At 58.6% G+C, this 22,499-nt stretch carries 17 protein-coding genes and 2 pseudogenes; 11 read left to right on the top strand and 8 right to left on the bottom strand.

Annotated elements, in window-relative coordinates; translation table 11 throughout:
- The 3 genes and pseudogenes from FHT97_RS25305 to FHT97_RS25315 all read left to right on the top strand — a co-directional run.
- Positions 1–1,350: pseudogene (locus FHT97_RS25305) on the top strand (conjugal transfer protein TraA); the annotation flags it as partial.
- Positions 1,351–1,440: 90 nt separating this feature from the next.
- Positions 1,441–2,379, top strand: coding sequence for a HEPN domain-containing protein (locus tag FHT97_RS25310; protein WP_183864631.1), 939 nt, complete (start codon positions 1,441–1,443; stop codon positions 2,377–2,379).
- A 412-nt stretch (positions 2,380–2,791) separates the two neighbouring features.
- Positions 2,792–3,817 (top strand): porin, encoded by a 1,026-nt coding sequence (locus tag FHT97_RS25315; protein WP_183864632.1) that lies wholly within the window; start codon positions 2,792–2,794, stop codon positions 3,815–3,817.
- 275 nt (positions 3,818–4,092) lie between these two features.
- Here FHT97_RS25315 and FHT97_RS31090 read toward each other — a convergent pair.
- Positions 4,093–4,277, bottom strand: a pseudogene (locus tag FHT97_RS31090) (alpha-ketoglutarate-dependent dioxygenase AlkB); the annotation flags it as partial.
- 666 nt (positions 4,278–4,943) lie between these two features.
- Here FHT97_RS31090 and FHT97_RS31640 point away from each other — a divergent pair.
- From FHT97_RS31640 to FHT97_RS25340, 5 genes are all read left to right on the top strand, one after another.
- Entirely contained in the window at positions 4,944–5,249 is a 306-nt protein-coding gene (locus FHT97_RS31640) for a hypothetical protein (RefSeq protein WP_348649644.1), read from the top strand.
- 384 nt (positions 5,250–5,633) lie between these two features.
- Entirely contained in the window at positions 5,634–7,181 is a 1,548-nt protein-coding gene (locus FHT97_RS25325) for a glycosyltransferase family 39 protein (protein ID WP_183757939.1), read from the top strand.
- Positions 7,182–7,695: 514 nt separating this feature from the next.
- The gene (locus FHT97_RS25330) at positions 7,696–8,826 is read left to right on the top strand and encodes a glycosyltransferase family 39 protein (protein WP_183864633.1); all 1,131 of its coding nucleotides are present in this window, start codon (positions 7,696–7,698) and stop codon (positions 8,824–8,826) included.
- 223 nt (positions 8,827–9,049) lie between these two features.
- Complete coding sequence (locus FHT97_RS31095; protein ID WP_246712779.1) at positions 9,050–9,304, top strand: hypothetical protein; 255 nt, start codon at positions 9,050–9,052, stop codon at positions 9,302–9,304.
- Between the two features lie 189 nt (positions 9,305–9,493).
- Positions 9,494–9,922, top strand: coding sequence for a hypothetical protein (locus tag FHT97_RS25340; RefSeq protein ID WP_183757943.1), 429 nt, complete (start codon positions 9,494–9,496; stop codon positions 9,920–9,922).
- 497 nt (positions 9,923–10,419) lie between these two features.
- Here FHT97_RS25340 and FHT97_RS25345 read toward each other — a convergent pair whose 3' ends face one another.
- On the bottom strand, positions 10,420–11,691 hold the full coding sequence (locus FHT97_RS25345) for a DUF882 domain-containing protein (protein WP_246712770.1): 1,272 nt from the start codon (positions 11,689–11,691) through the stop codon (positions 10,420–10,422).
- Between the two features lie 127 nt (positions 11,692–11,818).
- Positions 11,819–12,784: a 3'-5' exonuclease gene (locus FHT97_RS25350; protein WP_183864634.1), complete on the bottom strand. Its 966-nt coding sequence runs from the start codon at positions 12,782–12,784 to the stop codon at positions 11,819–11,821.
- A 381-nt stretch (positions 12,785–13,165) separates the two neighbouring features.
- Between FHT97_RS25350 and FHT97_RS25355 the strand changes: the two genes are divergently transcribed.
- Together FHT97_RS25355 and FHT97_RS25360 are read left to right on the top strand one after the other, a co-directional pair.
- Positions 13,166–14,626: an amidase family protein gene (locus FHT97_RS25355; protein WP_183864635.1), complete on the top strand. Its 1,461-nt coding sequence runs from the start codon at positions 13,166–13,168 to the stop codon at positions 14,624–14,626.
- The gene (locus FHT97_RS25360) at positions 14,611–15,210 is read left to right on the top strand and encodes a TetR/AcrR family transcriptional regulator (protein WP_183757949.1); all 600 of its coding nucleotides are present in this window, start codon (positions 14,611–14,613) and stop codon (positions 15,208–15,210) included. Before FHT97_RS25355 ends, FHT97_RS25360 begins: the two co-directional genes overlap by 16 nt.
- A gap of 192 nt (positions 15,211–15,402) precedes the next feature.
- Here FHT97_RS25360 and FHT97_RS25365 read toward each other — a convergent pair whose 3' ends face one another.
- Positions 15,403–16,254: a hypothetical protein gene (locus tag FHT97_RS25365; RefSeq protein ID WP_259186549.1), complete on the bottom strand. Its 852-nt coding sequence runs from the start codon at positions 16,252–16,254 to the stop codon at positions 15,403–15,405.
- A 339-nt stretch (positions 16,255–16,593) separates the two neighbouring features.
- On the opposite strand from FHT97_RS25365, the gene FHT97_RS25370 reads away from it, so the two are divergent.
- Positions 16,594–16,890, top strand: coding sequence for a nodulation protein (locus tag FHT97_RS25370; RefSeq protein ID WP_183757953.1), 297 nt, complete (start codon positions 16,594–16,596; stop codon positions 16,888–16,890).
- Between the two features lie 337 nt (positions 16,891–17,227).
- Here the strand turns inward: FHT97_RS25370 and FHT97_RS25375 are convergent, their stop codons facing one another.
- From FHT97_RS25375 to FHT97_RS25390, 4 genes are all read right to left on the bottom strand, one after another.
- Positions 17,228–18,028, bottom strand: coding sequence for an inositol monophosphatase family protein (locus FHT97_RS25375; RefSeq protein ID WP_183864637.1), 801 nt, complete (start codon positions 18,026–18,028; stop codon positions 17,228–17,230).
- A 28-nt stretch (positions 18,029–18,056) separates the two neighbouring features.
- The gene (locus FHT97_RS25380) at positions 18,057–19,118 is read right to left on the bottom strand and encodes an ABC transporter ATP-binding protein (RefSeq protein ID WP_183864638.1); all 1,062 of its coding nucleotides are present in this window, start codon (positions 19,116–19,118) and stop codon (positions 18,057–18,059) included.
- Positions 19,115–21,355 carry an iron ABC transporter permease gene (locus tag FHT97_RS25385; RefSeq protein ID WP_183864639.1) on the bottom strand — a complete coding sequence of 747 codons (2,241 nt, stop codon included), beginning with the start codon at positions 21,353–21,355 and terminating at the stop codon, positions 19,115–19,117. The genes FHT97_RS25380 and FHT97_RS25385 overlap by 4 nt, the downstream gene beginning before the upstream one ends.
- A gap of 77 nt (positions 21,356–21,432) precedes the next feature.
- Entirely contained in the window at positions 21,433–22,461 is a 1,029-nt protein-coding gene (locus FHT97_RS25390) for an ABC transporter substrate-binding protein (RefSeq protein ID WP_183864640.1), read from the bottom strand.
- Positions 22,462–22,499: the final 38 nt, after the last annotated feature.

The following is a 22,499-nucleotide window of genomic DNA, read 5'->3' on the forward strand; positions in this document are numbered from 1 at the left end:
CTGGCGGCAGAATTCCAGCATCATCGCTATGTCTTTTCCCTTCACCATCCGGCGCACGATCCGAAGCGGGAACACGAGGGTGGCAAGCGACCGCACGTGCATGTCCATGCGATTGTCGCGATGCGATCCGAGGATGGCGAGCGCCTCGAAACCTCGATCGCCTCGTTCCGGCGCTGGCGCGAAGGCCTGGCCGAACAGGCACGCGCAAACGGCATCCGGATGGAGATGACCGATCGTCGCGAGCTGGCAAGCGCGCCGGCCTTCAACCAGAGCCAGGTGCGTCCGGTCAGCCATGACGGCAGAACCGAACACGAGGCAACCTCGCCATCTGCACGGCGCAGGTACCACGACAAGCGCCGCGAGGTCCCGAGCGCGGCCAGGACCGATGCAAGCCTTGCCTATGGCCAAGGCGTTCACAGGCTATGGTCGGCGCTGGCGCGCGGTGATGCCGACCCCGACATCCGGGCGTTTGCCGATCGGCAGCTTGCCCGCCTCGAGACAGCACGCCGACGCGCGGAAACAGAAACAGCCGAGCAGCCACGTGCCGGTCAAACACAAGTCGAGCTTCGAACTGTTCTTCTCACACTTACGAGCCTGGCGGAGGTCGATTCCATGAAGGTGCTGACACGATCCGAGTTCGACGCCTATGAGCAGAAGGTAGAGGCAAGTCTGTCTCGGGCTGAACGGCTGATGCAGGACAAGCAGGCAGAGCTGTTCCAGGAAATTGCCGCTGCCGCGCGGGAACATGTCGGGGTCCGCCGCGACATCATGGAGCAGGCCGAGCGCAGGCCGGATCGAGCCACGCCAGAGGTCACCCCAGAACTGCGGCGCGATCCTGGCAGAAGCTGGGAGGAGGCTGTGGACCGGCATGGCCTGGCGGCCGTCGAGGCCGGCAACAAGATCCTGGCGGAGATCGATCACTACCGGGAAAGGCTGAATGCCAGCGAGGAACAGGACCACAGCGACAAAGAGCGCTCCGACAGAGAGGCTGTGAAGATCAGCCTCGACGTGGCGCTCGCAAAAGCAGCCAGGCTTTCTATCGACGGCAACGACGTCATACGGGAGGCGGCCGAAAGCGATGACGAGTTGCGCTCAGAGATCGAACGGGCCGAACGCTCCCGCGGTAGACCCAAAACCTCGAGTAGGGCAACAATGGAAACCGCCTCACGCTCCGCAGGTCATGCTGACAGGACTGCGGGTGGCGCTGACGAACGCCATAGCTCACTCGCAGAAAATGACAGGGCGTCGGACGACCTCTCCCGGACCGATCACAACAGTCAGCGGGGACGGCGCCCGACCGAGCCAGATCGCGAGAGGGGCCGCCGCGAGGATGACGAATACGACCGCTAGCTGCGTCGCTCCATGCTGCTGCTATTGATTGTATCGAGGACAGCATTCGCGTAAAAGGTATAAGTGCGAAATCACCATGGAACCGCTACGATGGATGCGATTCACACCGAAGGCTTTGACGCTGCTTTGACACTGACCGACCACATCAAGCATTTGCCGGAAAGGAAGCGGCGTGAGCTGGCGCGCGTGCTGGAAATTCTATTCTCGGAAGTTCAAGCGTTCCAGTCCACCAAGCTGTCCGACAAGAAGAGAGCCGGCAAGATCCTCAAGGTGGTGCTCTACGGCTCCTTTGCGCGCGGCGACTGGGTTGAGGACCGCCTGAGCGGCTATCGCTCCGACTACGACCTCATGGTCGTTGTCAACGACAGGTCCTTTGCCGAAGAAGACGCGCTCTGGGAGGGGGTCGACAACAGGCTGCTGGAAGAACAGATCGCTCGCCGCATCGAGACACCGGTTGTTCCGATCGTCCATACCCTGGCCGACGTCAACGACCAGCTCGGCCGCGGCCGACCCTTCTTCGTCGATATCGCCAGGGACGGCATCGTCCTCTACGAAGTGCCCGGCCATCCGCTAGCAAAACCGAAGCCATTGACGCCGGAAGAACAGCGCCAGGAAGCAAAAGGCTATTTCGAGCAGTGGTTCAAGCTGTCAGAAGAAGCGCTGATCGGTGCCGAGCTGATGCTTGGAAGGGACATTTGGCGTGATGGCGCTTTCATGCTGCATCAAGCCACTGAACGTGCCTATCACTGCGCTCTGTTGACCCTCACCCTCTATAGCCCGAAGTCGCATCGCATCAAGGTGCTGCGCTCTCGCGCCGAAGGAGTGGACCCGCGCCTGATTGCGGCATGGCCTCGTGACAGGCGGTTTTCGCGTCGATGCTTTGAATTGCTGTCTCGCGCCTACGTCGAAGCCAGGTATTCCTCCCAATACGAGATCACCCAAGAGGAACTTGCTTGGTTGACGGAGCGGGTCAGGAGCCTGCAGGAGGTTGTCAACATAGTCTGCCGCGAACGTCTGTCCGGGGAGTAGTATTCCGGATCCCGCATGCAAGGAGTGGGCTTCGTACAGCAGGAATCGGCTCTTTGGTCGCCGTGAATTGATTTCATACTGGTACGAACGCTGACACCAGTTGATGCAATAATGTTGACGCTCGAGCATCCTCCTCCGCCCCTTTCGGTAGGGGTCGAATTCGGACGGGGGGATTCTACCGGCAATGATGACGCTTGGTGCTTTCAACCCGTGATGCGTGTTGTTACCGAAGCGCAACGTCCCATGACCAAAAGGCCGTTTGTCGACAGCAACCCGTCACTTCGAGATTGATCGACTCAGACAAGAATGAAACGCTGGCTCTGCGGCTAGCTGACTCGCCAGCCGAAAGGTGATCTATCGGAACAGCCCTAGCCCCCAGGTGGCGGTTCCATCGAAAGGGAATGGATTTCCAATGACACTTCGGATGGCTTTGTTGACCTCCGCCGCGGTATTTGCTGCCGCGTCTACGCCGGTCTTTGCTGCTGATGCAATCGTTGCAGCTGAACCCGAGCCGGTTGAATATGTCCGCGTTTGCGATGCATATGGCACAGGCTATTTCTATATCCCAGGCACCGAAACATGCCTCAAAGTCAGCGGTTACCTTCGTTTCGAGGTCTATGCGGGCCCGGATGAGAAAGGCACCTCGGACTGGAACGCTCGCACGCGCGCTCATGTGCAGTTCACTGCCAAGAGCGACACCGAATATGGTCCGCTCACTGGTCTAATCGTTATACGAAACAACGGTGACAATCCCGAGACGACCTCCATCCTGGACTCGGCCTACATCGACGTCGCCGGCTTCCGCGCCGGTCTGTTCTACAGCTGGTGGGATGACGACCTTTCTGGCGAACCAGACGTCCTCTCGAGCTTTGAAACCCTGCACAACTCCATCCGCTACCAGTATGAGAACGGCGACTTCTACGCTGGCGTCACCGTCGACGAGCTGGAAGACGGGTATTACAAGCCCGGTGAGAACCCGAATAATTTCGGCGTCGGCCTCGGCATTGGCGGCAAGGCCGGAGCAATCAGCTACCAGGTCATCGGCAGCTACGACACCGACAACGAAGACGGTGCAGTGCGCGGAATGCTCTTTGCTGATATCGGCCCCGGGACACTTGGACTGGCAGCGATTTACGCATCTGGTCCGAACTCCTACTATTCCCAGTCAGAATGGACCGTTGCAGCCGAATACGCTTACAAGGCCAACGAGAAGTGGACCATCACCCCGGAGGCTCAGTACTTCGGCAATTACGTGCCTGATCTCGGTAGCTTCAGTGGCGACTCGTTCGACGGCCTCGGCGACGCATGGACGGTCGGCATTACTGTAGACTATCAGATCGCTGACAACCTCTATGCCAAGGCAACAGCCGATTACACTGATCCCGATGATGCTGACGAGGTGACCAAGGGTTTCTTCCGTCTGCAGCGCTCCTTCTGATTCCTGCCGGCGCCCTCATAGGCGGGCGCCGTTCAATCTCATCGGTCAGGGCGTGTTCTTGGTTTACCGCTCCGTTTCAGGCAACGCGGCACGTCGGTGCTGTATTCGGCTTCGAAGCCAAAATTCATGGGATCGAAGCGAGCGGATACCCTCCCGGACAATTTGGAGATGGTGCGAAGTTCAGGAACCGCCGCGAGTCTCGGGCGATGGCGAGTGAAGCTTTCAACGCTCGCGGGTTTTGATGACCTGTGATCGGACACTCGCAGGTTTCGCGGCTACGCCAGTTCCCTGAAGGTAATAGAATATCGCAGCTGTTCAACGGGAGGGATGGAATGTTCCCATTCCATCCGCGAGGGACCTGAGAGAAGATATGCGTACCCACGCTAATAGATCTTCGCTCCCACTTGCCGGCCATACGTCGGCGGCCCTGATCCGTGCGGCTGAAGAGGCTGGAATTCCCGTGATAACAGTCGTTCATTAAGCTCGTTCCCGCCCAACGGATTTGGCTCGAGTGACGAGTAAGGCGGGGAAACCGCCACTGGGGCTCGCTGTTGGCGTGCCGCCAGTCTGCAGCGCTAGGCCATTGCACGCACGATGGTCACCTTCAATCAAACCGAGAATAAAATGATCATCGTTGGCGGCATTAGGTCCAGCGCTTCGGCATTGTGTTGAGCCTCGTCGAAGTCAGCGGCCATGCTGGTTGTCCTTGGAATGCCGAGAGCCCACTCCTACCTTGAGGCCATGGAAGGTGCCATACTCGAAGGGGGTTGGGATTTGCGCTCGATCAACCAGTACGCTAGCGTACGATGGGGCCGTCGCAGTTGTGAGTAGTCTTTCGGACCGTATACCAATAACCAGGACTCTCGTCTCGTTTGAACAAAATTTCCTGTTCATGCTCCCCTGCCCTCCCGGAATTCATGACGTCCAAGAAGAAATCGGCAACGACGCGAAATGCGAGACCCAAGTCGCTCCTGCAACGCCTAGCGGCCCAGCCCGAGAAACTCTTTGCGGGCAAGTTTCGCCAGCAATGCGCTGCGTTGTGCTTCCGTTACAAGGATGACAGAACAACGATTGAAATTCTGATCGTCACAACGCGCGACAGTGGGCGCTGGATCATTCCGAAGGGATGGCCGATAGAGGGGAAGGCACTCATGAGGCTGCAGCCATCGAAGGTAGGGAAGAAGCAGGAGTTCGAGGTAAGGTTAGAAAGAAACCGGTCGGCAGATACACATACCTGAAGCTTCTAGGCGACGGCGAGGTCGTGCCCTGCATCGTTGATATTTTTCAGATCGAAGTCAAAAAGAAACACGACAGATTCAAGGAGCGTGGCGAGCGCATCCTGGCTTGGGTCTCCCCGGACGAAGCAGCACGCAGGGTTAGGGACGTTGAGCTCAAGTCTCTGCTAGTGGAATTCACGCCCCACGGACGTTGATCGTGGCAGGCCAATCAAGGCGACATTCATGATTGAATGGTTCGTACGGTCTTATTGCCGGACGCGATATGGATGCGGACATCCGGGAACTTGCGGGCTGCCCAGGCTGCAGTGAGGACGCGCATACGGCAAAGGTGCTGTAGTACGCACCTTCTCTGCATTGGGGGTCATTGCGGTTCGCGAGCCGACGTCGAGTGAATTGAAACTCAATTGCCATACCTCCTCGAAAATCCAACATATTGTGTTGACGAGATGTGCCGCTATTGTAGTTTCGTGTAAACTCTAGGCGGCAGACTCCGATTGGATCGAAATGGAGTTCGATGCCAGCCGAAAGGCAGAGGCAATCATCAGGCATGGCTGAATTTAGCAGAATGGAGAGGCATAGTGTCCTACTCTAAGGCGGAAGAGTCGCCGTTGTTGCGGGACCGCTATCAGGCATTTGTCAGCCAAATAACACTGCAACCGAGAGCTCTTCTGACCTTTCTTGGATGCTACCTTCTCATTCACGTCTTCGTCAGACTTCTGCTGCCTCACGGCCTGCGATATGACGAGTCGCAGCAGGCTTTGTTCTCGCAGTGGCTGGCGATCGGATACGACAATCAACCACCGCTGTATAACTGGGTTCAGCAGGCATTCATAGGTGTATTCGGCCTTTCGCTGGCGACCCTGGCATTCACCAAGAGCCTGAGTCTTTTCGCTGTTTTTCTCGCCTTTGTCGCACTTTCTAGGATTTTGCTTCGGTCGAGTGCATCAATTGCGCTGGCGACACTTCTACTCTTCACGATCCCTCAGTTTTCGTGGGAATCCCAACGCAACTTGACCCACACCGTTTGCGAGCTTGCGGTGGTGTGCGCGTTTTTTTACTCGGCGTCCATAACGATGAGGCGTCCGACAGCCCAATCCTATGTAGCGCTCGGATTGGCCACTGGCCTTGGGATGTTGAGCAAGTATAATTTCGCGCTTATCGTCGTTGGGGTAATGGTGGCCGCGCTCGGCGATCCATCTGGACGAGCGCGGCTTTTTGATCGACGTTTTGTTCTGTGTATTTTGATCGCCGCTGCGATCTTTCTCCCGCACGCGGTTTGGATGATAAGTCACCGCGATATCGCAGTGGACAGAAATCTCGGGCTACTCGGAGTAAGCGAAGAGATCCAACTGGTGATGGCGGGCAAGGGCATGCTGGATGTAGTGTCCACCGCAGTGCTGCTGTTGCTTCCGACACTCCTGACGTTTGGTCTCATCGTTAACAAGGATGTGGTTCGCGTCTGGAATGCATCGAGTAGCGAGTCCCGGTTCCTGGGACGCTACCTAATCGCCGTATCGGCCACGCTTCTCGTGATAGCCTTCTTTGGCACGAATGGAATGCGCGACAGATGGCTCCTGCCTCTCTATGTCGTCGCTCCGCTTTACCTCTGTCTGAAGTTGGAGGCGGCTGGCGTCGTTGTTGAACCGCTGGTCAAAAGGCTTATGCCGGTTGTCCTAGCCGTAATGATCCTCGTGCCGGCGAGCCTGCTTGTGCGTTCAGGTTTTCCTCAATGGTTCAAGCGCCCCGATGCTACCGGAATCCCGTATGCAGAATTTGCTCAGTCTGTGACCATGTCGGGTACACGCATGCCCGACCTCATTGTAACCGACGAATGGCTTGCAGCTGGTAATCTTCGCCTTCAGTTCCCCACCACACCGGTTCTGTCGCTCAATTTTCCCAACCTTACGCCGGTATATGAGCGGAGCACCCTCAGATCGATCTTGGTCGTGTGGACGGACAACGAAATAAAGCAGAAGGAAAGGCCTGAGCTCGATCGATGGGTCACGCTGATGGGTGAAAGAGGCTCCGCTTCGCCGGTCAGCACCGTTTCCTTGCCTTACGAACGAAGCTGGGGTCTCAGGCAGGCTGAGTTCCACTACCGTTGGGTTGATTTGCCGATCAACTAAACGCCACGGCCAGATCGATCAGCGTTCCTGCTGCTAGCACTGCCCCGTAGCCTGCTCATCTCGCTTCCTCGACACAGTGATCTTACGTGTAGAGATGCCGCGTCGGAGAACCGATGCGAGGGCTATCACGAACACTTGACCGCCCTCACCCGACTCGGCCCACCAAGCCGCGGCGGGGTTCCCCGCCCATCACCACGAAAGAGGAAATTCTCGTGCCGGCGATTTCCGCCGTCGATAAGTCGTGGTGGAAAGAGTGATAGTTTCCAAGATCCAGCAGGCATCGAGAGTTCACCCCGAGTGCCGACCTTTTTGTTTGGCGCCGGCGTCCAGCTCTTCCTGCGGTACCAGCGCAGGGGCTGCTGTCGCGTGCGAAAGCGTTGCCCTGCGGCAACACTCAGCTTCTGAACGATGCTGGCGAACCATGAAATTGCAGGTGAACCGCTATACTCTCCATTAGGGTAGTTGCATGTTTCGCCCTAAACCGGGTTAGACCGAGCGCATACGGGGGCAGAAGTTGACTGAGACTGTTGATGGTTCATACCTTCCCGTTCGGCGTGCCACCAGTATAAGCACAATCCTTCCCGTCCTTCTGCTGGCAACCTATTTCACCGCGAGCTTCGTCCTTCGGCTGCTGCGCGGCGGCGATCTCGCCTCCGACGAGGCGGAACAAGTCGCACTCTCGCATGCGTTGCAATTCGGTTATGGCGACCAGCCGCCTCTCTACAACTGGGTGTTCTACTGTTTCGCCAAGGTCTTCGGCGCGTCAGTCGATACGCTGGCATTCGTGAAGAATGCGACGTTGCTGATGAGCTGCCTGTTTCTTGGCTTGGCTGCTCGCAAAGTGGTGGGAGAACGTGACGCTGCCTGGATCTCCATTCTCGGCTTCCTGAGCCTGCCGGCGGTCTTTCTGCTGTCGCAGCGGGATCTGACTCACACCGTCGGCGCCTTCGCTGTCGTTGCGCTGTTCCTCTACGTGCTGACGCTGGTGGCCGAGCGCCCGTCGGCTGGCAACTACGCGCTTCTCGGCGCGGCGGCCGGCCTGGGATTTCTGGCAAAGTACAACTTTGCGATAATCCCCGTGGCGACAGTGGTTGCGCTCCTGCTTGAACCCAGCCTGCGCCGACTGGTTCTCAACTGGCGGCTGGCCGTGACCATTGCGGTTGGTCTCGCTGTTGTTGGCCCGCATGTTTATTGGGCGGTAACCCATCTCGATGCGGCAACCGGTGACACGGTGACAAAGATGCGGGCAGCATCGAGCCACGGGATGCCTCTGCAGCTCATCGCCGCCTTGGAGCTGGTGGAATCAATTGTCAAATGCTGCGCATTGACGATCGCTATTCTCGCCGTTGTCTATCGCGGGCATCTCCGCACCATTTTCGCTGCGAGCAGCGAATGGACGCGGGTGATCGGCCGGATGCTTGTCGTCAGCATGTTTCTGGTCTTCGTTATCATGCTGGCTGTCGATGCGACGATGATGCGCCCGAAGTGGATCTCGATCTTCTTCGTCGCATTCCCCCTCTATCTCGCATGTAAGGTCGATGCGGCAGGGGTCCACGTCCCCGGCGCAATCAGCAAGCTTACCGTGCTCGTTGGGGCAATGATCTTTATCTCACTGGGCGTCGTTTTCGCAGGAAGCTTCCATTAGCGCGGCACACGACGCCGCTTATATCTGGCACGCGAGATCTCACTCCAACCGTTACACCGCCGCATTGTCCTGCACCTCCCGTAGCCCCTCGTGAGAGGCGTGGCGAAGCTTTCCGTCCTCAAGCACCTCGCAAAATCAGCGCCCTTACGCAAGGCAGCATGTCGAACCGGGCTTACCGAACGACGCAGCTCATCCTCACGATGACGATGCCGGCGCTGCCACGATGCAGGCTCAGTCGCTCATTGCCGGTCGAGATCCGAATCCGATGGGGAGCCCGCAGTTCTGGACGGAAGCATTCATCCGCGGTGGTGGTGGCGGCATGCTCGGCGATTTCGTCAACTCTTCGGTTACGCGCGGCGGGGAAGGCATCACCCTTCTCTCCACCATTGCGCGTGTAAAATACCGATGTGTCACTTTCGCCTTCCGGGGCCTGATGGTGACCGTCGTTGCCTATGTCCTCTTGCTTGTCAGCACGTAATCGGGACCTGGAGAAACGAGGCATAGCGTCTGATCCTGCACATCGCGCGTAGATGATGCCGCTCGGTCAGGAGCTTGTCAGAGCCCCAGTTACCAGAAATAAGTAAGTTTTGGGCACTGTAGGAGGGTCAAGGGGCACGATCGGAGAGGGGCGGCAACGGGCTTAGTTGATAGGCTTTTCAGGCGCGGCATGAGCAATAAAGCCACACAAAGCTCAGGGTATAGTCTCTCCTTCAACCCGCGAAAACTCGCTGGCAGCTCCAAGAAACCAGCAACAACTGCCGGGAGTGAACCTCAGCTTCCAAGCGTTCACTGGGTAGTCGAGCACATCGCTCAAACTGAACGGCTGTATGGCGAGTTGCACAATCAGCTTCCAGATCCCAATCTGACTGTAACAAAACCGCGGTCGATTGAACGAAAACTTGCAATTCAGGGTAAAACCGACCCTTCAAAGATCGCTGAGTATCACAGACAGACGCTAAATAAAGAGGCGATCGATACAGCCCAGCGCATTGCCCTCCTCTTTCAGGTGCTTTCTGTTGATGTCGCCCACGAGATTAAGCGGGCTAAATCTCGACCGCGCCGAACCAAACGCCAATCAAAGAAGCGTAGCGCCTAACATCTTCCTACACCGGCCTTAGGCCGGCGACGGGATGGTCACGCCGTCACGTCAACGAAGATCGATTTCTCCACGAGCGTTCCGCACAGCCAACTGGCGATGCAGGCGAGCGGTCGCGCCAATGTCGTCATCGATGGTGACCACATTGGCGCGCCTACCAAATCGCGCCGAAAAAAACTCCTGTTCTGTCTCGGCCGAAGCCAAGTGCCGGGTAACCAGGCATACATCCGTTCCCAAGACCACCGCATATCGCATCGGCTTCCTCCCGTGTGGTAGCTTGATTGCATGATGCACGATGAGAGCATGGAGCGCAACTTCTTGGCGAGCAGCAAATTGAAAAAGCTCCAGCGATCGGGAGCAGTCATTTCGAGATGGCGCGTCCCCAGACCACCTCCATGATCGGCCTGATCACAAAGCCAGCATTTTCGAGATGATCGAAGTCCAGTAGTTTGAGGAGGATCGCACAAAGGTCTCCTTGTGCCCCCGGGATTCTCGCCCTACAATTCCCCGTACTGAAGGATCGTCCGCCTGGCTATTCGAGGTGATGACAAGTCTTGCATTTGTCCCGGTCCGTGAAGCGCCCAGGTCATTAGGCGCCTTGCCGAAATTCGCCCGATGCCGGCCTGGAGCTCACGCGACGCTGACAAAGGAAGTTCTGCGACATCCCCTTTCGATAAGGTCATAGTGGCAGGCTTGGGTCCACCGAAAACCCTCGGAGCCTCGGCTACTCCGATTGGCGAGGTCTCTCCAATCGACGCCGTTTGGATCGGATCGGTCTCATGGCCGTTCCTAATTGGCAGCGTTCGTAGCGTTGGGACTGGGACCGCCATTGCGGAGAGATCGGCGAAGCTCTTTTCAGTTTCCTTGCGATCGCTGCCGCCTTGAGCAATCTGGCGGGCAAGTGCTGCCTCCGCAAGACTGGAAGACACCGCAAGGAGAGCGGTCTTCAGATTGGCGCCCGAGGCCCTTGTCGTTCCCGTTTCCTCCGTGTCGTCCTCATCCAGCGTCGCGGCAATGTCGATCGTTCTCAAGCCAGCTCGCTTTTTGCTGTCGGCAATCGCTTGGTTGTAGTTCGGTAGCGGTCGGCCATCCGCAGGAACATGCATTGTTCGTCCGCTCGGAAAAATGCTTGCTAATTCCTGTCGCGACATGCGGGGCCAGGCTCTGACGCGACCGACATCGAGATGAACGAAGGGAGACCCGGAGCGGGGATAGTATCCCACACCGCCTTCCTGTTTCTGCATCGCCAAGGCCCTCAGCGTGGCAAGTTTCACGCCCGGAATGTAGAAATCCATCGCCTTTCCAAGCATGTGTTGACTGCTCTTTGCGACGCCTGAGCTTCTGGATCGGGACCGCAGCATGTTGTTGGTAGTAGGTGATCGATACGCTGAGACGACGTGAATGTAGTCGCGAGCTCCGCTTTTGCCATAGACCTCCCAGACGAGATCGAGCAGCCGGGGATCCATGCGCGCCGGCTCGTTTCTTCGCCAGTCACGCAGGAAGCGGTTAACCTGGGCAAGCCCTCTTGGATCGAACTTTCCATCGCGTTTGAAGATGATCGTTGCCCGTTCTCCCGTGTGGGTAAAGAAGAGTTTTAACGCACGATCTTCCGCAGCGGCATCGACGGCAAATCCTAAAACCGCCAGCAAGGCGATGGCCACCTGTCTGACGCGCCGAACAACATAGCATAGAACGCCCACCGCATTGAATGATGTGCGCCCAATGGCTTGAGAGTTGCTGGCATAGCCGGACATTGCGATCCTCGTCATCTGAGATCATGCCCGACTGCAGAAACACGCCGGACGGACGAAGCCGCAATTATGGTCAACAAAGCCCTAACAACGCGTTGACGGTTTGCTTCATCGGCTCTGTTTCAGAGCCGCCGTCAGCGGTCCGCTATGCCCTGAATCTCTCAAGCGCGGTCAGGTGCTGGACGGGTGGGTCTGCATCGTCCCAGCGGTATATTTCTGTCCGGAGGAAATGACGTTCGTCATCAAGAACGTCCTCATCGAGCTCGATCCACCACGACCGCGGACGCCCGTCGGTACCGTCGGACCATCTGTATCCGCGCGCCTTGAGGTGATCCTTCATATCGAACGGGCTATGCTCGGCAAAGAGCCGGACGCGTGAGCGCTGGGCAGCGCGGTGGAGTTCGGCAAAGGGACGGTCATCCTCTCCTTGCTGGTGGTCCAGGACTTCAAGAAGTGCGAAACAATCGTCGACGGCGCGATGTCCGTCATGAAAATAGCCTGCCTGGCCGATGAGGTAACCGAGTCTGGTTCCCTCGAAGCCACGCAGGCTCCAATCGATTTCCTTGACCGAGCAGGCCCAGGCCTTGTTGACGAACAACGGAGAGAACGCCTCACAGAAAGGACGATCGAAACCGGCATTGTGGGCGATGATAAGGTCTGCGGGTTCGACGATGCGGCGCAGAGCCGCGATGTCGATCTGTTGGCCCGCCACCATTTCGTCGGTGATCCCCGTCAACCGGGTGATGTCAGCCGGGATCGGCGTCCGCGGTTCCTGCAGGCCGCCGTAGACGTCGGTGACATCGCCGATCCTACCACTGTCGTCGAAGGTGAAGGCAACCGCACCAAACTCGATGATCTCGTCATTTCGGTGATTGAGGCCCGTGGTCTCGGTGTCCACGATCACACCGACCCGCGTAAATTCGGGTCTTGGCTCTGTCACGATCGGTCGGGGGAGCAGTCTTCGCAGGATCTTGTAGTTCCCGGTCGCCTCAAGGCTTTTGGCCATTTCCTCTTGCGCCGTTCTCGAGCTTTTCCGGATAGCTCGTTCCTTGGCCGCTTCAGCGCCAGCCGCGACCTGTATCGAAGCAAACATGTCGAGCTGGTTTGCCATTGTTCCCCTGTTGGATCGGCCTTTTCGCGTTATGCGGAACAACGAGTTTACAGCGATTTGGGAGTGAGGTCGTTCGTCGGCGGTCGAAATCCCCACCTTTCGATGCCGGCCGTCGGTCCCCTATCAGGCTCCGAATGCCATTCTTCGAGCAACACCATCACGATACTCCAGGTTTTCGGGGTTCCAGCTATCTGGTCGCGCGTCTTCGACTTGTCTTGGGCGCACCAATGTCATGATCCAGAATGACGGCGTCGTGCGGCCCGACCGTCTTTCGAGCTCACACGGCTCGGCCCTTGGCCACCCCTTCGCCCCTTGGTCGACAGCTCACAACAGGCGTGCTATTGAAAAGAGAATGCTTTATTCTTTTTTGGAGGTTACGCCATGACGCTCGATCTCGGAGCCAATCCGATTGACGATCTTCCTCTTGTTGAATTGGACGCCACCGCACAGGCAGTGCTCGTCCACGCAGGGCACGTAACGCCGGAAGAGCTGCTTGATGCAGCGATCACTCGTATCGAGCGACTGAATCCTGCGCTCAATGCTCTCAGCGCATCGGCCTTCGAGGCCGCACGCGAACGCGCCCGAACGAACGCGGGTGACGGTGCCTTCGCGGGTGTCCCCACCCTGCTCAAGGACCTGATCGCCTATCCCGGCCAGCCTCTTGGCCTGGGTTCCCGCCTCATGTCCGGCCAGATCGCGCCCGCCGGTTCGTCCTATACCGAAGCGCTCGACGCGGCGGGTCTCGTTGTTTTCGGCAAGACGACGACCTCGGAGTTCGGCCTCGTCGGAACGACGGAGCCGCTTGTGACAGGCAAGACACGCAATCCCTGGGATCTGTCCCGATCGACAGGCGGTTCCTCAGGTGGTGCCGCCGCTGCGGTCGCCTCCGGGATGGTGCCTGTCGCACACGCGTCCGATGGCGGCGGCTCTATCCGCGGTCCCGCCTCGCTTTGTGGCCTCTTCGGCTTCAAGCCGACCCGCTGGCGCACGCGCTCCGCCGGTCTTCCCAAGAATATGCCGCTTGCCGCCATTCTGAGCGAGCATTGCGTCAGCCGTTCCGTGCGCGATAGCGCGACCTGGCTTCGCGTGACTGAAACTGAAGACTGGGCAGAACCCCTACCGGAAGCGGCAGATCTCTTGGCAAACCCGCCGCGAAAACTGTCGATCGGTTTCTATGGCCTCGACGCCTTCGGCAACTTGCCGGATGAGGCGGCCCGGGCTGCGCTGGAGCAAACCATCACACTCTGTCACTCGCTTGATCATACCCTTGTCCCGGTCGAGGGACCGCGCTTTGACGGTCGGGTGGCTGCGCGTGCCGTCTACGACATCATGGCAATGACCACATCAGGCATGGTGAACTATCTCGCCCCCAGCCTTGCCCCAGACGCCGCCATCGCCTGCCTCGAACCTTATACGCTTACCCTCATCGAGCATGCTCGCGCGCTTCCACCGTCACGCTTTGTCGAGGCGGCTGCGGAAATCGCAGCTGCCGGCGACATGGCGCAAGTGGCACTCGACGATGTGGAAGTATTGCTTTCACCGACAATTCCCTTCACCGCCTTCCCTCTTGGCACCGTCTCCCCGGATTGTCCCCTTCAGGTGCTCCGACGCCATTTCGAGCGGAGTGCCGCCTATACGGCGGCCGCATCGCTGGCGGGCTGGCCTGCCATGTCCGTACCGCTCTTTTGGACTGAGGAAGGCTTGCCTGTTGGGAGTCATTTTGCGGCACGGGCAGGAGAAGACGCCCTCCTCTTTCAGCTTGCGTTCCAGCTGGAAAACGCGGCACCGTGGCTACCTCGCCTCTCCGCGCTCTCACGGACGCTTGCATGCCGCAAATCCTGAAGGACGATCTTCGCAACAGCATTCTCGATGCCGCCGGCGCCATCTTCGCCGAACGTGGTTTCGAGGCAGCCCGGATCGCCGATATCGCCGAGCGCGCTGGCACCAGCGCCAGCAACGTCTATAAGTACGTGAAGGACAAGGCCGATCTCTTCGACAAGGTTTTGCCGGCAAACCACGCCGCAGAGCATCGGCGCCTGCTTTCGGCGCGTCTTGGCGAGTTCGAAAACCGCAGCGATTGGCGGGCGCTCGATGCGAGCGGTTCTTCGGCAGCGGGCGATCTGCTTGCCTTCTGGGCCACGCATCGACATGCTGCCGCCATCCTGATGAGCAGCGCCGCCGGCACTACTTTTGAGGATGAGCGGCCACGGATGATCGCTGACATGACCAGCCGCGCCGTCACCCGCCTCGGACGCCAGGATGATGCGCATCTGCATTTCGTACTGGAGCAGATTTTCGGTCGCACGCTCGATACGCTCGCCGGTATCCTGCGCCGCTATGACAATGCCGAGGACATCAGGAAAGCAGTCGCCCATTTCTGGCGGTTCCAGCTCGCAGGGCTCGCCGCTTTGCTGGACGCCTCTTGAGGGACCGTCAGTCTCTGCGTCGCTGGGATCCCCAAGCACTCATTGATAGCGATGACGAGCGTTGTAAACGCCCCTGTTTGATCGGGAAGAGTGGGATCTGTCCTGGCAAAGCGGGATCGGTCCGGAAAGACGGTCTCTGGCCGGTGTGGCCCTGAGTCTACGGTTATGCCGTCGTGATGGCTACGCTTGCACTTATTTGCCAGCGCCTGACGAACCCGGCGTCTTGTGGTCGCCGGCTCCAAGGGGCGCCACAATTGCAGTCGCTATGGAACGCGCAATCCCCGTCTCGATATCCAAAATGCTCCGACCCTTGATGTCGACATTGTAGTCGCCAGTCCAGACAACAACGCCGTCGGCCTGACGGACCAGGCGGGCAGTCGACCGCATGTCGCTGTCTTCCAACCGGACACTTCCCTGAAGGGCGTATGTCGGGTCAGTCGCAGTGACGCCAGTTGCACCGTTCCCTGACATGACCACAACGTCCTTGAACTTCGCAAGGTTGACAAAAAGCTCGCTGGTCAAACCGGCTGAGATGTCATTTGCAGCATTGCCTTGGCCAACACTCTGGAAGCGATCGATGACGATCCTCGGCCTGCTGCCGTCCGTTACCGCCGTTTTCAATGCCGGGTTTTCCCATTCTGCAAGCGATGCCATGACAACGGCGGCAAGCACGATCAGCGCAGCGCCGACCATGATCCAACGAAGCAGCCTGCCTTCACTCTTTTGCGCGTCGACCGGGACCTGCTCTTTTCCGGCACTCGTAGCGGGAGCTCCCACCTCAGGTTTGCGCTCGATGCCGCTCTCGCTTCCGGGGCCTCGCAACGTAAACGCGGGAACGTACCCACCGGCAGGAACCGTGATTAGCACTGGGTCCTTTGCGCCCGCCGTAAGGTAGTAGCGCTCCAGGGCGCTACGCAATTGACGTGCCGCAATGCGGACACAGGGATCGTTTTGAGCATCGAACGAGTTACCTCGTCCGAATACCGCCTGCGCAATCGTGAATGCTTTGAGATATCCTTCACGTTTCTCAACCGTCTCGGTCACGACGTACTGCAGGAACCTGCGTCCACGATCAGGAAGGATAAAATCCGGGCTTGAGAGGATCCTTCGCAGTTGTTCCCGTACGTCATCGGGCGCAGGAGTTGTTTCTCGGACACTTACAGCCTGATTTCTCACCGGTTCCCCTCCGACAAGCATACAACCAAAGCGTATATGACGCCCACTTTATCTACGTGGAATTGATGTGCAATTAAATTCTTAACCCTCCAATAAACCAGATTGCTAATTTAGAGAACCGGATGCCTTGAGATAGTAGAAGCTACCGTAAACTACTTCCGTTTCGTCGGGCGATTGCTACTCTGCTTCAGGGGCAGAGGATAGCCAATGGGCAACGATCATGAGATCGGTGGCAGTCGTTCGCTTGCGCAGTCCGGACTGCGTCGCCTGATGCTCAGGTTGCCTGAGCAACGCAGGCGGCTGCAAGTCCTGTTGGGCTCTACCTCGTGGCCATACTTTGACGAGCTATTCGCGGCTTATGACGAGGCATGTATCGCGCTTGAGGCTTTTCGGCATGACAATGCTAGCTCGCATATCATCGAGGAATACGAGGTGGTCAGTGCCGAACTGGAGGCCGACATCCTCCGTGAACTCGACAGGGTTATTGTTTGGCCCAGTGACTGATGGAGCCAAGTTGCGCATCGCCGGGTTGCGCGTGGGCGCAGCCTCGGGCACATGCCTTCGGGTCCGCAACCCAGGCAAGACGTGCCTGAAATTGTTCCGCAGGCCCAACCCTTTTGCATATCCAGGTGGCGCAAAACGCTCTGCGCGCGAGGTGGCACCGGTCAGGGTCTGAGCCGTCTGGCTTTGATGCAAGACTCACGAGCCAATGGGAAACAGTCCTCATCACCATGAGACGCAGGTTTTCAGAAAAGCCCATCAGCCGATTTTATGGCCGCCCTCAAGACTTGAGAGCGGCGCGGCGGGATGCCGGGCCTGCAATCTTTCAAACGCCGAGGCTTCACACCTGAGCAATCCTGCGCAGATCGTCGATTGCCCCGGGCGCAGCCGCAATCACGGGCGCTCCCTTCGTCAGCCGCTCGCCTGAGGTCGGGAACGGATGGTACCAGCCGCCTGCTTCCTTCACCAGGCAGTACCCGGCCATGCAATCCCACGCGTGCATATAGGGCTCATAGTATCCGACAAGGCGGCCCGCTGCCACATAGGCGAGCATCAGGGCGCCCGATCCATTGCGCATGAAGTTTCCGCCAGCCTCCAACAGGCTTTCCACTATCGCAGCAACCGTCTTCGGCGTGACATGGTTGTTGGCACCGATACCAGTCACGGCATTGCGAATGGTCCGCGAGGAGTCCAGTGAGAGCTTCACTCCATTCAGCGTAGCACCCTTGCCGAGTGCTGCGGCATAGATCTCGTCGTGGCATGGCGCGCTGATCACGCCGACAACGGGCAGGCCCTCGTAGAGCAGACCGATCGAGACGCACCAATTCGGCATGCCGTTGACGAAAGGACTGGTTCCATCGATCGGATCGACAACCCAGGTGAACCCCGACGTCCCTTCTTCAAGGCCATACTCCTCGCCGAGCACGCCATCGGCCGGGTAGGCTTCATTGAAGCGGCCCCGGATCAGGTTCTCCACGTCGCGATCGGCGACCGAGACCACATCCTGCAGATCGCGCTTGGTCTCGATGACAAGCGTGTCCCGGCGCCTGAAATAGTCGAGCGCCAGCGCTCCGGCCTCGTTAGCCACCGTTTCGGCCAGCGCAAGGCGCGCTTCAAGGTCTGGTACAATATGCGACGTCATGAAAATCTTCCTTGATAAAAGGCAGCAATCAGCCGCCGATGATGGCAATCCCGCGATCCTTGAAGCCGATTTCAACCTCTGTCAAAGGCTCGAATGCCCTCGCCATTGAGCCATCGACGACGAACAGAGTGCCTTTGCTGGTCTTCACTTCATATTCCACGTGATCACCGAGATAGGCGGCATGGGTGACCTGTCCGCTGAACGCGCCGCCATTTTTTGGTGCTAGTGTGATGGCGCTCGGACGAATTGCAAGCTCTGCCGGTCCCTCGCGCATGTTACGACCGGCGACACGATGGTGCAGTCCGCCAATACTGATCGTCGCATGGCCGCCCTCGATGCCGATAATATCGCAAGGCACGACGTTGGCCTCGCCCATGAAATCGGCGATGAACGCAGATGCCGGCTGGTCATAGAGATCGTGGGGCGTGCCCTTCTGGGCGATCTCGCCGTCCTTCATCACGATGATCTCATCGGAAACGGCAAGCGCCTCGTCCTGATCGTGCGTGACGTAGACAGCAGTGAAGCCCAGCCGCTGCTGCAACTCGCGGATCTCGGTCCTGACCCGGCGGCGAAGACGGGCGTCGAGGTTCGAGAGAGGCTCGTCGAGCAGCAGGACCTGTGGCTCAAGCACCAGCGCCCGTGCAACCGCGACGCGTTGCTGCTGACCACCTGAAAGCTCGGCAGGCAGGCGCTGTCCCATGCCGGCGAGACCAACAAGCTTCAGGCCTTCTTCAGCCCTTTCGCGCGCGTCCTTTCGCTTCAGCCCGGAGGATTCCAGGCCATAGGCGACGTTGTCGAGGGCGGTCATATGCGGGAAAAGCGCATAGGACTGGAAAACCATAGAGACATCACGCTCATTTGCCGGCAACATCGTGACGTCCTTTCCGCCGATCAGGATCCGTCCCGCCGACGGGTGCTCGAGACCAGCCAGCATGCGAAGCGTCGTCGTCTTGCCGCAGCCCGAAGGTCCAAGCAGCGTGACCAACGTGCCGGGTTCGATGGTCAGGGAAAGATCAGGGATCGCCGTGAAGGCGCCAAAGCTCTTGCGCACATTCTCGAAGACGACGGAGCCAGGTTTTGTGGGGGTCATGCGGTTTTCTCCTGACCGAGAGGTGCGGCAGCGGTAGCGGTCGGCGCCGCAAGCGCGACACGGTTTTCGCGCCGCAGGCGGCGCTCGCCGACAAGAAGTTGAAAGCCGGTGATAATGGCGACCATGACGATGATCAGTGTCGAGGAATAGGCGATTGCAATGCCGTATTCCCCGTTTTCGACGAGTCCGACAATATAGGAGGTCGCCATGTTGTACTCGGCACTCACGAGAAAAACGACGGCGCTGATCGAGGTGATCGCGCGCACGAATGAATAGACGAGGGCTGCAGTGATCGCGGGCCTGAGCAGCGGCAGGATGACCTTGCGGATTGTCCTGAAACTGTCTGCGCGCAGTGTGAGCGATGCCTCGTCGAGGCTCTTGTCCAGCTGGCTCATCGCCGCGACGCCGCCACGCACGCCAACCGGCATGTTTCGGAACACAAAGCAGGCAATCAGGATCAGCGCGGTCCCTGTCATTTCGAGCGGGGGCAGATTGAAGGCCATGATGTAACTGATGCCGATAACGGTACCCGGGATCGCAAAGCTCATCATCAGCGCGAACTCGAACACATTGCGGCCGGCAAACTTCTGGCGGACGATCAGGTAGGCGGTCAACAGACCGACAGCGGCCGTCAGCGGGGCGGAGATCAGGGCAATCTCCATTGTTGTCCAGAACGAGTTCCAGGCCACCCCGGTCCACGCCAGGCCGCCGTCATTGCGCAAGCCGATCGAGAAAGCGCGGATGTAGTGTTCGAACGTAAGCGTGTTGTCGAGACCCCAGGTGCGCACCAAACCGCCGAAGAGGATCATCGCATAGACGACAATAGTGAAGATCATCCAGGGTATGACGATCGCATGCACGGCAATCGAAAGCCCGCGCGGCAGCGCGATATGCTGTCCTGAATCGCCCTTGCCGGTAACTGTCGCGAAATTCTTGCCGGACAGCCAGAAACGCTGCGCAAGGAACGCCGACAGGGTAAAGCAGAGCAGGATCAGGGCGAGCACGGCGGCGCGCGACGGGTCGTTCTGCGAGCCGACAACAGCGAAGAAGATTTCTGTCGACAGCACGCCATGGCTACCGCCGAGCACCAACGGATTGCCGAAATCCGCCATGCTCTCGATAAATCCGATCAGGAAGGCGTTGGCGATGCCCGGCTTCATCAGCGGCAGGGAAATGCGCCAGAACGTGCGCCAGCGATCGGCGCGCAACGTCTGGGAGGCCTCTTCCATTGATGGGCTTACGCCCTCCACGACACCAATCAGAACGAGGAAGGAGATCGGCGTGAACGAAAGGACCTGGGCAATCCAGATCCCCGTCAGGCCATAGAGCCATCGGCCGGGCTCTATATCGAGCAACGTTGAGACATACTGGGTTGCGACACCGGAGCGGCCAAACAACAGGGTCAGAGCAAGGCCAACGACAAATGGCGGAGTGATGATTGGCAAAATGGTCAAAAGCCGCAATCCCTTCTTGAAGGGAAAGCGTGTGCGCGTCGCTACCAGCGCAAAACAAAGGCCGAGCGTCGTCGAGCCGGACGCAGCCCAGATCGCCAGCCAGAGCGTCCGCCAGGCGACGCCGCAGCGTTCGCCTCCCCACACGCAGCCAAGGCTCCAGACGGACGGGTCCTGTATGTTCGTCAGAAAGCCGGTCGGGTTGAACGAACCATCGAAGTCCTGGAAAGCGCCGACGAACATGCTGCCAATCGGGTAGAAGACGAACACGCTCACGAGCAAGACCAGCATCGCAATGGCACTGATCACGAAGGCGTCGCCCTTCATCACCCCGCGTTCGGCGAGCCCGAAGGAAAAAAGGATGACGAAGGTGAGACCGACCACGACGGCGCCTGCGCCCATCGACGGCTGACCATCCGGAAGGGCACCGAACAGGGTCTCGCTGATCGTCCAGCTCCAGCCGCTAAAGCCGATTGCAAGCCCTTGCACTGCCAGAAACAGAAGGCCGAGCCCACCCGCCCAGGCAAGAAGCGCACCGCGCCTTGCGTGATCGGAGATGAAGCGCGACGCGGCGCAAAGGACCACAAAGACGATGACGACCGCCAGCCACCATCGCCCATGCGAGACGATCTGCAGGACGCCAGGCGCCGAGGGCGGATCTCCAGGAAAATCAGATAGCCACCCGAGTCCGAAGAAGCCCCCCTCCGTCCTGTACCACGGGAGTACCATCAAGGCAGCAAGGGCAATGACGAGAGCGATATCCAGTCTGCGGTTATGGTTTTTCATCGATCGCTCCGCCAGAGTATCAGGCAATTTAGCCAGCAGCAGCGAGACTGCCGGCCATTCTTGCTTTAAGGATCAGATCAATTGGCCTTGGCGCCAATGTCCTTGTCCCATCGCGAAAGCAGCGCCTTTCGCTTCTCTGGATCGCCGTAAGTCTTGAAGTCGTAGTCGATCAGCTTGATATCCTCGAATTTCGGGGACTCCTTCGGGACCTCTGCCGACTTGTTGGACGGAAGCTGGAACGACTTGGCGTCCTTCATGTGTGACTGAACGTCAGCCGACAGCGCCCAGTCATACCACTTCTTGGCATTGTCGAGGTTCTTCGCACCCTTGATGATCGACATCGAGCCGATTTCGTAGCCGGTGCCTTCGCAGGGAGCAACGGACGTGACCGGGAAGCCCTCGACAGTCTGGGCAACAGCGTCATGCATGAAGACGATACCGATCGTCGTTTCGCCGCGTGCTGCAGCCTTTACCGGCGCCGAGCCTGACTTGGTGTATTGCGAGACATTGGCGTTGAGTTTGCTCAAGTAATCGAACGCCTTATCCTCTCCCATGATCTGCACCAGGGTCGCGAGCGCCGTATAGGCCGTGCCTGAGGAGTTCGGGTTGGCGATCTGAATCTCACCCTTGTAGGAGGCATCCAGCAGGTCGGCCCAGCACTTGGGCTCCTTCAACCCCTTCTTCTTCAGGAGGTCGGTGTTGTAGCCCCAGCCAAGCGCGCCGGCATAGACGCCTACGGTCCGATAGTTGGCGCTTTCTGCCTGCTTCTTCGCCCAGTCCTGTAGCTGATCGAGGACCGGCGACTTGTATTCCTGAGTAAGGCCCTCGGTGGCGGCCTGCAGGTGCGGATCGCCGGTCCCCGCCCACCAGATGTCGGTCTTCGGGTTACGCGCCTCGGCGCGAACCTTGGCATAGGTCTCTCCCGAAGACAGCCGAACCATGTTCACCGTGATATCCGTTTCTTTCTCGAACCGGTCCTTCATCATTTCGCAAATGACGACGTCGGCGGAGCAGATAAGATTGAGATTTCCTGCGGCGTGCGCCGAATAGGCAGACAGAGATATACCCGCGGCGAGAATGGTCGCGGCGATTTGAACCGACTTCATTGTATCCTCCTAAATGTACCGACGCCTCCACGCCGCAC

This window comes from Rhizobium sp. BK399 (genome assembly GCF_014194695.1).
GTDB lineage: Bacteria > Pseudomonadota > Alphaproteobacteria > Rhizobiales > Rhizobiaceae > Rhizobium.

Bases quoted from the DNA above. Each gene is read 5' to 3' on its own strand.
- FHT97_RS25350 (WP_183864634.1), bottom strand. From the start codon at position 12,784: ATGGCAAACCAGCTCGACATGTTTGCTTCGATACAGGTCGCGGCTGGC.
- FHT97_RS25355 (WP_183864635.1), top strand. From the start codon at position 13,166: ATGACGCTCGATCTCGGAGCCAATCCGATTGACGATCTTCCTCTTGTT.
- FHT97_RS25385 (WP_183864639.1), bottom strand. From the start codon at position 21,355: ATGAAAAACCATAACCGCAGACTGGATATCGCTCTCGTCATTGCCCTT.
- FHT97_RS25315 (WP_183864632.1), top strand. From the start codon at position 2,792: ATGACACTTCGGATGGCTTTGTTGACCTCCGCCGCGGTATTTGCTGCC.
- FHT97_RS25370 (WP_183757953.1), top strand. From the start codon at position 16,594: ATGGGCAACGATCATGAGATCGGTGGCAGTCGTTCGCTTGCGCAGTCC.
- FHT97_RS31095 (WP_246712779.1), top strand. From the start codon at position 9,050: ATGCAGGCTCAGTCGCTCATTGCCGGTCGAGATCCGAATCCGATGGGG.
- FHT97_RS25310 (WP_183864631.1), top strand. From the start codon at position 1,441: ATGGATGCGATTCACACCGAAGGCTTTGACGCTGCTTTGACACTGACC.
- FHT97_RS25375 (WP_183864637.1), bottom strand. From the start codon at position 18,028: ATGACGTCGCATATTGTACCAGACCTTGAAGCGCGCCTTGCGCTGGCC.
- FHT97_RS25340 (WP_183757943.1), top strand. From the start codon at position 9,494: ATGAGCAATAAAGCCACACAAAGCTCAGGGTATAGTCTCTCCTTCAAC.
- FHT97_RS31640 (WP_348649644.1), top strand. From the start codon at position 4,944: ATGGCCGATAGAGGGGAAGGCACTCATGAGGCTGCAGCCATCGAAGGT.
- FHT97_RS25380 (WP_183864638.1), bottom strand. From the start codon at position 19,118: ATGACCCCCACAAAACCTGGCTCCGTCGTCTTCGAGAATGTGCGCAAG.
- FHT97_RS25345 (WP_246712770.1), bottom strand. From the start codon at position 11,691: ATGACGAGGATCGCAATGTCCGGCTATGCCAGCAACTCTCAAGCCATT.
- FHT97_RS25360 (WP_183757949.1), top strand. From the start codon at position 14,611: ATGCCGCAAATCCTGAAGGACGATCTTCGCAACAGCATTCTCGATGCC.
- FHT97_RS25390 (WP_183864640.1), bottom strand. From the start codon at position 22,461: ATGAAGTCGGTTCAAATCGCCGCGACCATTCTCGCCGCGGGTATATCT.